Here is a 13130-nt window from a genome sequence, read left to right as displayed (position 1 = left end):
GGCGAAGCCTTACCAACCCAGTTGCCAGCTGTGGCCGTCCTGTTCCACGAGCGCGTCCGCTTCCTTCGGTCCCCAGGATCCGGCCGTGTAAGAATGGACCGATCGAGGGCCAACCAATAGCGGGTCGTAGAGTCGCCAGGCCGTTTCCGTGAAGTCTGCAGTCACGAACAAGGTCTGATCGCCGATCATGACGTCGCGCAACAACGTTTCATAGGCTTCCGGCAACTCGCCGCCGAACGCCCGACCATAGTCGAATCGCAACGCCCGATCGGTAAACTTGAACGGGCGCCCGGGAGTCTTCACGGAGAAACAGAGCGAGAATCCTTCACTCGGCTGCAAGGTAATCAGCAATTTATTGGAGTTCAGACTATCAGGCTCCAACGATCGAAACACTTGAATGGGAGCCGCACGGAAGGTCACGGCTACTTGCGTAATTTTGCGCGGAAGCCGCTTCCCGGTTCGCAAATAAAATGGTACTCCCCTCCAGCGCCAATTGTGGATTTCCATCTTCAACGCCACATAGGTCTCGGTGATCGAATCGGGAGGGACACCTCGTTCTTCCAGGTAGCCCGCGATCCGCTGGCCGGCGACATCCCATGCCGTGTATTGGCCGAAGATGACGTTGTGAGGGCGAATCGGTGAAACCGAGCGTAAAACTTTCAGTTTTTCGGCCTGGATCTCCGAGGCTTCGAAGGACGTCGGCACTTCCATTCCAACGACGGTCAACAGTTGCGTCAAATGGTTCTGCACCATGTCGCGCAAGGCTCCGGCTTCTTGATAGTACGCTCCACGGTGTTCGACACCGAGGTCTTCCGCGACGGTGATCTCCACGCTGTCCACCGTGTCGCGATTCCATAACGACTCAAAAATAGGGTTGGCGAAACGAAAGGCCAACAAATTTTGCACGGTCTCTTTGCCGAGATAGTGATCGATGCGATAGATCTGCGTTTCGTCGAGATAGCGGTGCAAAAGGGTATTGAGCGCACGGGCGGAATGGAAATCGTGACCGAAGGGTTTTTCAAAGACCACCCGAACCCATCCGTGACTTTTCAGCAAACCGGTCTGATCGAGCAATTCCAAGGTGGCCGGCACGATCGTCGGCGGAAGCGCCAGATAGAAGATCCGATTTTGCGGCAAATTTCTGGCCACCTCCAGACGAGCGATAAACGTGGCGAGCGCTTCATAGTCCGCCAATCTACCTTCCCGCAAAGTCTGATAGTACAGATGGTCTTCGCACCATTGCCGAAGGTCCGACGCGTGACGAGCGCCTGAACTACTCAACCCCTCATAGGCCCACAAGCGGAACGCGTCCGCGCTCATTTCAGGCAATGCGGCCCCCACGATGAGCGTATTCTGTTTTTCCAGCTCACCGTAGGTGCGCAAGTGAAATAAGGCGGGCAGCAGTTTCCGCCGCGTCAAATCACCGGTCGCCCCTAGAATCACAAACAGGTGTGGCTCGACCGCTTGCTCCGTCATCCTCCATTCATCTCCAGCGCGACGATACGGTGAGACTAAAATTCATTCCGTCCCTCGCCAATGGACGAAACCCCTAAATCCTTTGTTTCGATCAAGCAAGATGCCCCGCTACTCGTTCGGTTCCTCGATCGGGCCGGCCCATTCGCCGTTCGCGAGTGAGACTTCCTGAAAACCGCCGTCCGGCCATTGAAACTCTCCCGCTTGATCCACCAGCACGATGAAGGGGTCGGCTTCATGCGCGGGCCCGCGAAACCAGTACCAACCAGGCTTTGTCGGTTTGTCGCTGCTCCAACGATAAGACGATATCGGTTCGTCCTTCATGCGCGGTTCCTCATTCCACACGGTTTGCGCGTTCTGGTACAGTATCAGCTCTCTATGTGAGACCCTATCACGTCATGTCCGCACTGCCAATAGAAGATGTGTTGCCGTCGGTCTGCTGCGCATTGGAAGCCGGGCCGAATGTGTTGCTGAGCGCCCCTCCAGGAGCAGGAAAAACAACGCGTGTGCCTCTGATTCTTCTGAACGCGCTCTGGTTATCAGGCAAAAAAATCTTGCTGCTCGAACCCCGGCGTCTCGCCGCGAGAGCCGCCGCGCATCGCATGGCGGAAACGCTGCACGAACATGTCGGAGACACCGTCGGGTATCGGATGCGTCTCGACACGAAGATCGGACCGGCGACGACAATCGAGGTGATTACTGAAGGGGTGTTGACGAGGTTGCTCCAACAAGATCCCTCGCTTGAGACCTATGGCATCGTGCTGTTCGACGAGTTCCATGAGCGAAGCCTGCAAGCGGATCTGGGACTTGCCCTGTGTCTCGAAGCTCAACGCCTCTTCCGCCCCGACCTGCGTCTCTTGATCATGTCGGCGACGCTGGATTGCGGTCCGGTGTCCGAACTGTTGCGTCGGGCTCCTCTCATCACGTGCGAAGGCCGGATGTATCCCGTCGAGACTAGGTATCTGGATCAACCGCTCACCGGACGGCTTGATGCGGCCGTCTCGCAGCTCATTCGGCGATCGCTCGCCAATGATCGCGGTAATCTGTTGGTGTTCCTCCCGGGAATGGCGGACATTCGCCGAGTCGAACGAATCCTGTCGGATTCCGGTCTGCCTCCCACCGTACAAATCGCGCCGCTGCATGGAGATCTTCCGCAAGACATGCAGGATGTCGCGATTCGGCCGACAGCTCCTGGATGGAGAAAAGTCGTGTTGGCCACCTCCATCGCCGAAACGAGTTTGACGATCGACGGTATACGTGTGGTGATCGACGCGGGTCGCGTTCGAATCCCACGGTACGACCCGCGTTCCGGACTGACTCGATTGGAAACCGTTCGCGTCACAAAAGACTCGGCTGAACAACGCCGCGGAAGGGCCGGACGTCTTGAACCAGGTGTCTGTTACCGACTGTGGACCGAGAAAGAACAGGTGATGCTGGCTCCTCGCCGTTCACCGGAAATTCTCGAAGCAGATCTGGCTCCTCTCATGCTCGATTTGGCACAGTGGGGAGCCCGTGATCCGGCGGAGTTGTCGTGGCTCACCCCTCCTCCTGTCGGAGCCGTGGCTCAGGCCAGAAATCTTTTGGTGCAACTCGATGCTTTTTCGGCCGATGGTCGGCCGACGGACCATGCCCGACAAATGGCCGAACTTCCCCTGCACCCCCGCCTCGCGCATATGGTGCTTCGGGCATTGCCGTTCGGTCTTGCCGCTCTCGCATGCGAGGTGGCGGCCCTGTTGAGCGAACGAGACGTTCTTCAAGGGCGACGCGAATGGCAGAACGCTGATCTGCGGGTAAGGATTGATGTCTTGCGGGGGCAGTACAATACCATCGGTCAGACGGTGGATCGAGCCGCGGTTGACCGAGTGAAGAGAACAGCCCGACTCTGGATGCGACAGCTCGGCGGCATACAGTCTCGTGAGGTCCGACATCAGAATCAGGACGATTCAAGTTCGGTCGGGCGATTGATTGCACTGGCCTATCCCGATCGGATCGCTCGGCGGCAGCCGGATCGCGAAGGGCGTTACCTTTTGGTGAATGGTCGAGGTGCTCGTTTTAGGACGGCCGATCCCCTCGCCTCGGAGCCCTTTCTCGTCATCGCCGATTTGGATGGAGGCGACCAGTGGGCCGGAATCAATCTTGCGGCTCCGATTACCCAAGAAGACATTGCCTCCTTGTATCCTGCCCGGTTGATTGATGAAGAAGAGATCATCTGGGATGAAGCAGTCCGAGCCGTTCGTGCCTGGCGCCGCCGACGGTTAGGCGCGATGATTCTCACTGAGGAAACGATCTCGTCACCTGATGCGAATAAGATAACTGACATATTGTTAGAAGCCATTCATAAACATGGACTTGAAGTCCTCTCCTTCAGTCGTCCTCTCCAACAGTGGCGTGCTCGTGTGATGTGGCTGAGACGCATTGATGATACTCAGTCAGAATGGCCCGACCTGTCCGACGAGACGTTGCTTCTGACATTGGATCAATGGCTCGGGCCTTATCTGACGGGAATCACGACCCTGGAGCGGGTGAGGCGGCTGGATCTGACGGCACCACTCCATGCCTTGCTGACTTACGAACAATCGCGTCGCCTTGACCGTCTGGCTCCGACGCACCTCATCGTCCCGAGTGGGTCCCGGCTCCCGATCGATTACGAGCAATCCGAGTCCCCGGTGTTGGCAGTACGGTTGCAAGAAATGTTCGGCAGCCAGAACACTCCGTGCATCGCTGATGGAAAGGTTCCGTTGGTTTTGCATCTTCTCTCCCCTGCCGGACGTCCGGTGCAGGTCACGCAGGACCTCGGTGGCTTTTGGAGGAGAGCCTACGCAGATGTCCGGAAAGAATTACGCGGTCGATATCCCAAACACCATTGGCCCGAAGATCCCATGGCCGCCGTACCGACGGCCAAGGCAAAGCGAAGAAAGGAGAGCTGACAACGGATTCTCAGTGCAGCAATACAACGATATTATGCCTGCTCGTTCGACGTGAACGGGCACCGCTGTCATCCACCATACCCTCAAAGCAACCTCAGCTCGGTCATCCTCGTTTTTTTTCATGGGGGAGAAACCGGTAGAGGGCTAGGGTTTTCCCCTGTAGCGCATGCTCTCCGGGCCGCGTACACACAATACCAATACTCCTTACTTCACTCCTTACTTCAGATGAGACGGAACACATGCTTCATTGGTTCGGGAAAAAGCTTGCACATGAACTAGATGTCAAGGGTAGTGCCGTGGCGCTGGCATTCCTTCTAAGCGTCAGTGTATTCGCCGGAGACCGGGATCATCGGAGCCTGGATGAAGAGCGACAGACCAAATCGGCTTCCGGCCAAATCGAACCGACTGTGACCAGAGAGAATACCGAAACCTCGCAGCAAGACAAAACCACCCCTTCCGAAACATTGCACGGACCCTATACAAACCGCTGAATCCCATCGCGTTGTCGCTCCGTGACCCCGTAACAGAACTCAGAGACCATTGAGTAAGGTGATCGCCCATCTTGTACTGGCCGTGATCTTCGGTACAATACGGCTCGATCATGACAAGCAAAACCCTAGTTCCTCCTCGCCGCACCCTCGGAGTCTCCCTAGTTATTCTCCCCGCTCTCTTCGTGACTCTCCTGTCCATACCCCTGGGCAACGCCAACTTACTGGAGATGGCAGACCTCATGGCCCATCCGGAAGTGTATGATCACAAAGCCGTGGTCGTCATCGGTTCCGTAAAGGATGTTCAAACGATCATCGATCAGAAGGGAGAGCCAACGTTCAAGTTCTTGTTGGCCGACAGCGTCGGGACGCTTAAAGTGACCAGCCGAATCCCCGTTCAGAACGGGGATCAAATCATCGTGGAAGGGACCTTTACCCGACGTCGACAAGGGGGTCGGCTCACCGTGTACAACGAAGTGACTGCAGTCACCATACGGCCGCTGAATCAGTTCAACTCTGACTTGATAGGATAAGTCGTACCGGATCTCTCGCCTTCTCGTTGCCTCAAGACAATCGTTCCCCATCTCCGAGGTAAGCCAGGTTCTTTCCTAGTCCCCAGCCGGATGGTTCTTCGAGAAGATGACGGTCACGATGTGTCGTCTTCTCACCCTGTCATTGTTGGAGGTGGCCATGAAAAGGATGCTGATATCGACCGTACTGGTAGTTGGACTGTTGGGCATCGGTATCGAGGCCCAATCGGCCAATCCAACGAACCAGAAAGAAGCATCACCGACCCTCAAAGAGCGTCTGACAAAGGACACCATCAAGGGCACTTTGATGCGAACAGAAGGCGAATACTACTACATCAAAGACGACGACGGTAAGGAGCAAAAGGTCCATGTCGACAAGAGTACCAAGCTGGATAAGGTCCTGCCGGGCGACATGGTCAAGGCTTACGTGACGGACCAGGGCCATACGACAACGCTAGAACGCGTGAACTGAAGCGATTGACTCCGTCTTATGTCGTATGAGAAGCGACCGGGAGGACCGTATGGCACGGTATGGTAAACGTGCGCATCAGTCGGTTGAGCGGGCGATGCGCAAGCGAAAGAAGGGTACCCTCAAAAGCGGAACGAGTGGGAAGCCCGTGAAGAGCCGAAAGCAGGCCATCGCGATCGGTCTTTCGGAAGCGAGACGCAAGGGAGCCAAGGTGCCGAAGAAGAAAGCTGCTTAACGCACGTGTCATGCATCCTTCTTCCTCCATACGATGCAATACGTCAGTCTCACATGGGGCATCTTTTCCCTTATCGGTATGCTGATCGGATTTGTTCCGTTTTTGGGCGCACTCAACTGGCTCCTCATTCCCTTCGCCGTGATCGGGACGATCATATCGGCCATCGCTCTAGGCATGGCGCCGGCTGAAGCGAGCAAGGGGAAAAGCATCGCCGGGCTGATCAGCTGTGGGATTGCCGCGATCTTTGGCATGATCCGGCTCATCGTCGGTTTCGGGATCGTGTGAGGCCGGTCACAGCTTGGCGCGGCTCTGTTCCCAAGCTCGAAAGGCGGCCAAATCTTGGGCCATGCTGTGCAGCAGAAAAACGAGGACGGCCGCGTCATCGATCAACCCGATGCCGGGAATAAAGTCCGGCACGAAATCCACCGGACTCACGACGTAGATCAGCGCGGTGATCAGCGAGACCAGCGTGCGTACCGACAGCCCGCGATAGCTGCCGTCTTTCCATGCATTCAGCAGCCGAAACAGCAGAGGAAGATCCGTCCAGAGACGACTGATCATGCGCAGTACCTCAAAGAACCTTGTCGACATCCTCATGTTCACCTCCGACATCATGGGTCATGTCACAATGAGCCGCGCTCTCGTAGCATATCAAGGGACGGCGCTTTTAGGAAGTGGTGTTCGAACCTGATATGGGAGTCAGTCCTTCAGCAGACGATGTAGTTCCTGCATCCCAGCCACGACCCCGTCGGGAGATTGTTGGATGCGACTTCCCACGATGAACATCACATCCATTCCTAAGGCCGAATTCAACTCCACCAAGCTTCCAGAGCCGAGGCGTCCGCCGACTGCGGGCATCAATGGTTTGAGCGAACCCCAAGTCCGTCGACAATGCTCCGCGATCAGGACACAGGCTTGTTGGGACATCGGATAGTCGGAACCGAACGCCGGATAGATGCTCAGGTCTGAGCCGACCAATCGAGGGAGGAGCCCATACACGACAGACGAAGCGAGCCCACCTCCGCCACGATCAACCAGGGTTCCCAGCATGGACGGATGGCCGGCAATCGGCAGAGCGATCTCGTCGTCCGACCGAAGGGCTCTCAGGGCGTCGAAGCCGGTCAGGCCGGGCGCGACCAAGAGACCTGAGGCGCCCAAGGATTTCGCCAGGACTGCGCGCCGACGCATGGTATCCCAGGCCGCACTGATGTGGGCGAAATACAGGCAAGGTCTTCCGCGCCTTGTACCGGCTCGTGCAATGGCTTCGGCACAGCGAGAGACTCGTTCGTCAAACCGACACCAATCTTGATCGACCAGGCTCTGGTCGTCCTTGATCACATCGGCGCCTCCTTCGACGAATTGAACGGCCAACTCGGCCAGTTCCCGAGGAGTGCGGCCCAACGGCTTCAGAACCGCGCAGAGCAGCGGACGGCGGACCACACCGACCATTTGCCTGATTCCATCAATGCCGAATCGTGGTCCGGGCCACGAAGCGAGCAACCCGTTCGTCATGGCGAACGACCGCAACGTGACGTCTCCGCGAAGGCTGCTGGTTCCAAACAGGATGTTGAGCAAATCGCTGCACTCGCCGCCGAGTAGGTCGCCACGGAAGCGAATGGTGGCTTGATAACGGCCTTCGACCGTCGCCCGCAGATCTTCCAAGAAGCCAAGAATCGTTGATCGGAGAGAAGGCGGAAGGAGATTGCTCTCCGCCTCAATGGTTTGATCTAAACAGATGCGCGTCGCCGTACTGCGTGCCTGTGATTCAGGCCCCTCGACCTCGTAAATCACCGTGAGGAACTCCGGGTTAGCATGGGCTGTGGTTTTCATGTCCATGGCTCTATGATCCATCCCGCGACGTTGGATCGATCGAGGTGGGCGTGCTCCGGTTTTCCCAACTCGCTATCCAATAGAGTGCAAATCCCACGGCGGTCATCATCGCAAGGCCAGGCCACCCTCCGAACGGAGGAACGACAAATATCGTAAAGGGATCGGCGCTGAAGCCGGGCCACAGGGCGGCAAACGCAATCGGCATGGCAACCATGATACCCATTACCGCTTCGCCCGTGATCAGCCCGGCGGCAAAGAGCAGCCCTCGTTGCGACGGCTCATGCCCCCCACCCGTTCGTCTATGGGCCAACGTCGCGATCATGCCTCCGACAAAAATGGCCGCGGACAGTTTCAGCGGCAGGTAGATTCCGAGCGCCACGGCCAGTACGGGGAATCGCAGCGCACTCCCGCGGCGTTCTTGTCGCCGATCCGCGAAAATGATCAGGACTCCGATCACCGCTCCCAGCCCCACGAGCGGCCAAGGCAACCCGGTACCGAACAGGCTTCGTGTCAAGTTCGCCATCAACATAGCCTGTGGTGCGCTGAGCGGATGCGGATGGCTGCTCGTCGGTTCGCCGATGCCGTATTTGGCTTGGAGGAGCGACAACACCGGTACGAGAACCAAAGCCCCGGTCAGGACCCCGACGACCTGCATCACTTGTTGCTTCCATGGCGTCGCTCCGACCAGATGACCGGTCTTGAGATCTTGGAGATTGTCCCCTCCCATCGCGGCGGCACAACAGACGACGGCTCCGATCACCAAGGCGGCCGCCGGTCCCGCCGGATGTCCGGTTCCCATGAAAAGCACCAGCAGCAGAGCCGCGACCATAATGGTGGCGATCGTCACGCCGGAGACGGGATTACTGGAACTTCCGACCATTCCGGCCATATAGGCGGCGACCGACGAGAAGAGAAAAGCGGCAAGCGCCATCACGATGGTCATCAAAATGCCGAGAAACGGACTGTCCACGACCGTCGAATAGATCCAAGCCATCGGCAGGAGTGACAGGCCAAACGGCACGACGATCCACAGGAACGGCGCGTCCTGTTCCGTCCGCAACGGTCCCGCGGAATCTTGCCGTACTCCGGACGCACGATAGCTTGCCCGGAGCGTCTGAAGGCTATTCCAAACCGGCTGTCGCAACTTCGCGAGGGTCCACAGCCCGCCGGTCAGCATCGCTCCGATACCGACATATCGTATCTGTCCGCTCCAGATCGACATCGCCGCCGCGCGGCCTGTTCGATCGGATGGGAGCCCATCAAAAAATCCATATGTGGGCATCAGGATCACCCACCCAAGGATTCCTCCGAGAAAAACCACCGAAGCAGTCTGTATGCCGATGATAAATCCGACCGCAAGGAGTGCCGGTGACAGATTGAGCCCTGCGTAGAACAGGGTGCGCCCCATGTGGGCCGCGCCTTCTAACGATTCCGTCCACAATCGAAGACCGCTTTCGCCGAACTTCACCACACTACCCAGCAGCGCCGCGAACAACAACGACTGAAAATCCCTCGTCGATTCACGCGACTCGGCTTCCGGCCGTGCCACCGCGCCGATCTTGAGGACTTCAGCCGTCGCCACTCCTTCGGGAAACCGCAATCGTGCCGACACGATAAGTGCCCGTCGCAATGGGATGGTAAAGAGCACGCCGAGCGTCCCACCGACCGTTGCGATGAGAACGGTCTGCCAGTAGTCGAATGTCGCCCAATACCCGACCAGCAAGAGCGCGGGAATCGTGAAGATGACGCCGGCCGCCAATGCTTCACCCGATGAAGCGGCGGTTTGCACGATATTGTTTTCGAGGATGTTCGACGTACGGAACAACCTCAGGATCGTCATGGAAACCACGGCGGCCGGAATCGAGGCAGACACCGTCATGCCGGCAAACAAACCTAGATACGCATTGGCGGCCGCCAAGACGGCCGCCAGGACGATCGCCAGCACGACGGCTTTGGGGGTAATTTCGGGCAGTGTGACGGATGCAGGGATGAGAGGCCGGGAATCATTCATGATAGCCGGTCATGATAGTCAGCCTGTCGCGATCACACAAGCCATGGCTTTCAGAATGTGTGATTGCGTCTCAAGACTGAGCAATAGTCCGCTTCTGGAGGCTGAGAACGAACGTGTCGCATGCAACGGTGGGAAAAGAAGGAGAGAAGGACTGCGATGAAACTGAAATGGGGAGACCCTGCGTCCACACGTTAGTCGCGAAACAGTCGTACGGGAACCCTCCGTCCTTTGATCCGAGCGCGCCCGAGTACTTCGATAATGCCTGACGCCATGGAAGCCGGGACATCAACGATGGAAAACCGGCTTTCGATTTCGATGGCACCGATGACGTTGGAATTGATCCGTGCCTCATTCGCGATTGCTCCCACCAAATCGCCTGGTCTGATGCCGGCTTCACGCCCCACCCCGACATATACCCGCGTCATCGCTCCCGCTCGTCCCCCTTGTTGCGTCCGTCCAGACGACGGACGCTGCGTTCCCGCTCCTCCATGAAACCGCCCACTGCCCGGACGTATATCCTGCATCGGCCGTCTCGATTCAGGCGGTCTGAGAGGCGTGGCCGGAATGTCCTGCTCTTGACGTTCGCCGCCTTCTGCGCGAATCAGTAGCTTGAACGCGGCCGCCGCGACCTCTGCCGGTGGATAGGCGGAAAACTTCTCGATCAGGTGCTTGAATGTATCCGGCGTGCCCTCGCGTAAGACCTGTTCCACCGAGGCTTGCACGCGTTCGAACTGCTTGGCGCGAAGGTCAGTCACGTTCGGAATCGGCAGCACGGCGACCCGTGCTTTGGTGTGTTGTTCAATGGTCCGCAGAAGACGCTGCTCACGGGGATCCAGGATGGTGATCGCGACACCTTCCCGACCGGCCCGACCGGTCCGTCCAATCCGATGGACATAGATTTCCGCCGAGGAGGGAAGGTCGTAGTTGATCACGTGTGATACTTGGGGTATATCCAGGCCGCGCGCGGCGACATCGGTGGCGACCAGTAACTCGGTTTGTCCCCCCTTGAAGCTTTGCATGACGCGGTCGCGCTGTCCCTGGCTCATGCCGCCGTGTATCGCCTCGGCTCGATGGCCGCGTCCGGTCAACATCTCCGTCACCTCATCCACCTCCAGCCTGGTTCGGCAAAAGACCAATGCCGATTTGGCCCCCACCACGTCGATCACGCGGGCGAGCGCGGCCGCTCGATACGGTCTCGCCACGATATAGGCCGTTTGCTGAACGCGGGGGGCCGTGCCGGCTTTGACCGGTTCTTTCGCGATCGTGATTTCGACGGGGTTATGGAGATGTCGGTGGGCGATCGAGCGAATCCGAGCAGGCATCGTCGCTGAGAACAAGGCGGTCTGCTTGGTCTTAGGCGTTTCGGTCAGGATCGCGTCCAGATCGTCCGCAAACCCCATATCGAGCATTTCGTCCGCTTCATCCAGAACGACGATTCTTACGTCGTGCAGCTTCAGTGTGCCTCGACGGACATGATCCAATGCCCGACCCGGCGTGGCGACGACCACATCCACTCCCCGTTTCAGTGCATGCAATTGGGGACCAATGGCCTGTCCGCCGTACACCGGTAACACGCTTACCCGTAACTCGCTTCCATACCGCCGCACCGCGTCTCCGACTTGAATGGCCAGCTCGCGGGTCGGAACGAGTACGAGGGCCGAGGGGCGAGCCCGTTCCGCATGACCGATTCGCTGCAGCATCGGCAACGCGAACGCTGCGGTCTTGCCGGTGCCGGTTGCGGCTTGCCCCAGCAGATCCCGACCTGCAAGGAGCAGGGGGATCGCCTCACGTTGGATAGGGGTGGGTTCTTCGTAACCAAGTGTTTCCAGCGTTGCCAGGAGGGGCGCTTCAAGTCCCAGGGAGACAAAACCGGGAGAAAACCCGGTAGCGGTTGGGCTTGCGGATACCGACGGATGGCTTTCTTTCATCACGGACGCGGCTACCTTTCCACTGTTAGTGGTCGCGGGTTGTGGGGAACATGGCACGACACTTCGCAAGAGGCCTGATGGTACGTCGAATGAGTCTGAAGCGCAAGTGAGGTGGGAGCCGGTTCGAGGGAATGGTCGGAAAGAGAGCACTACGCATCAATGGCGCGAAAATGTGAAAGCAGAGTCACTTTCAGTTTGCAGTTTGCCGGAAGGGGCCTTTTAAGGGAGGTATGCTCTTAATTGGACGGAGAAGGGTTCAATATCCGTCCGTCTCACTGCTCGACGGTCGGCTCTACGGGCGCCCTAACCGGACCGAAGGATCTGTTTTTCTAGAGCTTCGACAGGGACAATGCGCGTATCGGAACGAAGCGATCCTCTGCCGGGATGAGGAACATGATTTGGGAGAGCCTTCGGTACCTGGCTTCCAGTTCACGGCATCGATTCACGAATCGACCGGCCGACAACCTTGGAAAATAGTCGCGATGCCGCTCGTAAAAGAGCGCCCGGCGTCCCCACCGCTCGGCCTTGAAGATGCAGAGTCGGGTGATCAATTCCAAGAGATGATTCGGTGACAGCCGGTTGGATCCCCGTCTCACCGGAGCGGAGATAACGGATGTGGATATAGTCAGTCCTTTTGTCGTTTCTTTCATGAGGTGTTCTCCTTGCGCGCTGTGCCGGAACTTTCAACTCGAGCTTCGTGATCCGAGCGTCGTACCATCCCACTCTTGCTCATTCTGGTATTTCCTTATAATACAGGAACATGAAGAGACCATTAGGAGAAGATGAAAAATTCTTCATGAATACCCAGACCTATGTAGGGGGGTTGCCATAGAATGAAGACCGGCAAAAATGAGTGCGTCAGTATTCCGAGCAGGTGCAGCCCTGGAGGGCCTCAGTAGCGATGTAGGTCAGGTTGTTCGTGTAGGAGACAAACCCCCTTCGGCGTCCGAAGAGAGTCAGTACGCAGTCTGCTTCCTTGCGGTCGATAAAAAACCGGTAGTCCGTGCCGGATGGTGCTGCAATGACGAAAGGGCGCGGGCCGAGATCATAGGTGGTGAGCATAGAGATGGTCTGGTTCGCGAGAACGTTGGACGCCTCAGACTTTTCACCGTCGTGTGCAAGGATCGATGACAGTCGCTGCATGAACGAAGTGCGGCAAGGTTCCTCGGAGAGATTCGTCACCTTGGTCATTGTGGCGCAGCTTGCCACCATAAGAATAGTCATTGAGACAGCCCCAAG

The 13130-nt window shown here is 57.6% G+C and carries 13 protein-coding genes and 1 pseudogene; 6 read left to right on the top strand and 8 right to left on the bottom strand.

The window, feature by feature from the left end; translation table 11 throughout:
- Window positions 1-9: 9 nt before the first annotated feature.
- Window positions 10-1476: a hypothetical protein gene (locus A4E19_12855; GenBank protein OQW37564.1), complete on the bottom strand. Its 1467-nt coding sequence runs from the start codon at window positions 1474-1476 to the stop codon at window positions 10-12.
- Window positions 1477-1584: 108 nt separating this feature from the next.
- Window positions 1585-1797 carry a hypothetical protein gene (locus tag A4E19_12850; GenBank protein OQW37563.1) on the bottom strand — a complete coding sequence of 71 codons (213 nt, stop codon included), beginning with the start codon at window positions 1795-1797 and terminating at the stop codon, window positions 1585-1587.
- 74 nt (window positions 1798-1871) lie between these two features.
- Here A4E19_12850 and A4E19_12845 point away from each other — a divergent pair, with 74 nt between their 5' ends.
- The 6 genes from A4E19_12845 to A4E19_12820 all read left to right on the top strand — a co-directional run bounded on the left by A4E19_12845 (window position 1872) and on the right by A4E19_12820 (window position 6407).
- Window positions 1872-4400 (top strand): ATP-dependent helicase HrpB, encoded by a 2529-nt coding sequence (locus A4E19_12845; GenBank protein OQW37562.1) that lies wholly within the window; start codon window positions 1872-1874, stop codon window positions 4398-4400.
- Window positions 4401-4639: 239 nt separating this feature from the next.
- The gene (locus tag A4E19_12840) at window positions 4640-4891 is read left to right on the top strand and encodes a hypothetical protein (protein OQW37561.1); all 252 of its coding nucleotides are present in this window, start codon (window positions 4640-4642) and stop codon (window positions 4889-4891) included.
- Between the two features lie 227 nt (window positions 4892-5118).
- Window positions 5119-5421 carry a hypothetical protein gene (locus A4E19_12835; GenBank protein ID OQW37560.1) on the top strand — a complete coding sequence of 101 codons (303 nt, stop codon included), beginning with the start codon at window positions 5119-5121 and terminating at the stop codon, window positions 5419-5421.
- Between the two features lie 106 nt (window positions 5422-5527).
- A complete protein-coding gene (locus A4E19_12830; GenBank protein ID OQW37559.1) occupies window positions 5528-5890 on the top strand; it encodes a hypothetical protein in 363 nt (120 codons plus the stop codon).
- Window positions 5891-5939: 49 nt separating this feature from the next.
- A complete protein-coding gene (locus A4E19_12825; GenBank protein OQW37558.1) occupies window positions 5940-6122 on the top strand; it encodes a hypothetical protein in 183 nt (60 codons plus the stop codon).
- A 33-nt stretch (window positions 6123-6155) separates the two neighbouring features.
- Entirely contained in the window at window positions 6156-6407 is a 252-nt protein-coding gene (locus A4E19_12820; GenBank protein OQW37557.1) for a hypothetical protein, read from the top strand.
- Window positions 6408-6413: 6 nt separating this feature from the next.
- Here A4E19_12820 and A4E19_12815 read toward each other — a convergent pair whose 3' ends face one another.
- The 6 genes and pseudogenes from A4E19_12815 to A4E19_12790 all read right to left on the bottom strand — a co-directional run bounded on the left by A4E19_12815 (window position 6414) and on the right by A4E19_12790 (window position 13103).
- On the bottom strand, window positions 6414-6737 hold the full coding sequence (locus tag A4E19_12815; GenBank protein OQW37556.1) for a hypothetical protein: 324 nt from the start codon (window positions 6735-6737) through the stop codon (window positions 6414-6416).
- Between the two features lie 84 nt (window positions 6738-6821).
- A complete protein-coding gene (locus A4E19_12810; GenBank protein ID OQW37555.1) occupies window positions 6822-7958 on the bottom strand; it encodes a hypothetical protein in 1137 nt (378 codons plus the stop codon).
- A gap of 73 nt (window positions 7959-8031) precedes the next feature.
- Window positions 8032-9963 (bottom strand): annotated as a pseudogene (locus A4E19_12805) (oligopeptide transporter, OPT family).
- Window positions 9964-10154: 191 nt separating this feature from the next.
- Window positions 10155-11891: a heavy metal transporter gene (locus A4E19_12800; GenBank protein ID OQW37554.1), complete on the bottom strand. Its 1737-nt coding sequence runs from the start codon at window positions 11889-11891 to the stop codon at window positions 10155-10157.
- A 329-nt stretch (window positions 11892-12220) separates the two neighbouring features.
- Window positions 12221-12541 (bottom strand): hypothetical protein, encoded by a 321-nt coding sequence (locus tag A4E19_12795; protein ID OQW37553.1) that lies wholly within the window; start codon window positions 12539-12541, stop codon window positions 12221-12223.
- A 208-nt stretch (window positions 12542-12749) separates the two neighbouring features.
- Window positions 12750-13103 (bottom strand): hypothetical protein, encoded by a 354-nt coding sequence (locus A4E19_12790; protein OQW37552.1) that lies wholly within the window; start codon window positions 13101-13103, stop codon window positions 12750-12752.
- Between the last annotated feature and the right edge of the window lie 27 nt (window positions 13104-13130).

It is taken from the genome of Nitrospira sp. SG-bin1 (assembly GCA_002083365.1).
Classification (GTDB): domain Bacteria; phylum Nitrospirota; class Nitrospiria; order Nitrospirales; family Nitrospiraceae; genus Nitrospira_D.
The sequence above is the reverse complement of the archived record's forward strand: the minus strand, read 5'-3'. Positions and strand labels throughout refer to the sequence as shown.

Coding starts and splice junctions, on each gene's coding strand:
- A4E19_12845 (OQW37562.1), top strand. CDS start 1,872: ATGTCCGCACTGCCAATAGAAGATGTGTTGCCGTCGGTCTGCTGCGCA.
- A4E19_12800 (OQW37554.1), bottom strand. CDS start 11,891: ATGAAAGAAAGCCATCCGTCGGTATCCGCAAGCCCAACCGCTACCGGG.
- A4E19_12795 (OQW37553.1), bottom strand. CDS start 12,541: ATGAAAGAAACGACAAAAGGACTGACTATATCCACATCCGTTATCTCC.
- A4E19_12835 (OQW37560.1), top strand. CDS start 5,119: ATGGCAGACCTCATGGCCCATCCGGAAGTGTATGATCACAAAGCCGTG.
- A4E19_12825 (OQW37558.1), top strand. CDS start 5,940: ATGGCACGGTATGGTAAACGTGCGCATCAGTCGGTTGAGCGGGCGATG.
- A4E19_12815 (OQW37556.1), bottom strand. CDS start 6,737: ATGATGTCGGAGGTGAACATGAGGATGTCGACAAGGTTCTTTGAGGTA.
- A4E19_12830 (OQW37559.1), top strand. CDS start 5,528: ATGACGGTCACGATGTGTCGTCTTCTCACCCTGTCATTGTTGGAGGTG.
- A4E19_12840 (OQW37561.1), top strand. CDS start 4,640: ATGCTTCATTGGTTCGGGAAAAAGCTTGCACATGAACTAGATGTCAAG.
- A4E19_12810 (OQW37555.1), bottom strand. CDS start 7,958: ATGGACATGAAAACCACAGCCCATGCTAACCCGGAGTTCCTCACGGTG.
- A4E19_12850 (OQW37563.1), bottom strand. CDS start 1,797: ATGAAGGACGAACCGATATCGTCTTATCGTTGGAGCAGCGACAAACCG.
- A4E19_12855 (OQW37564.1), bottom strand. CDS start 1,476: ATGACGGAGCAAGCGGTCGAGCCACACCTGTTTGTGATTCTAGGGGCG.
- A4E19_12790 (OQW37552.1), bottom strand. CDS start 13,103: ATGGTGGCAAGCTGCGCCACAATGACCAAGGTGACGAATCTCTCCGAG.
- A4E19_12820 (OQW37557.1), top strand. CDS start 6,156: ATGCAATACGTCAGTCTCACATGGGGCATCTTTTCCCTTATCGGTATG.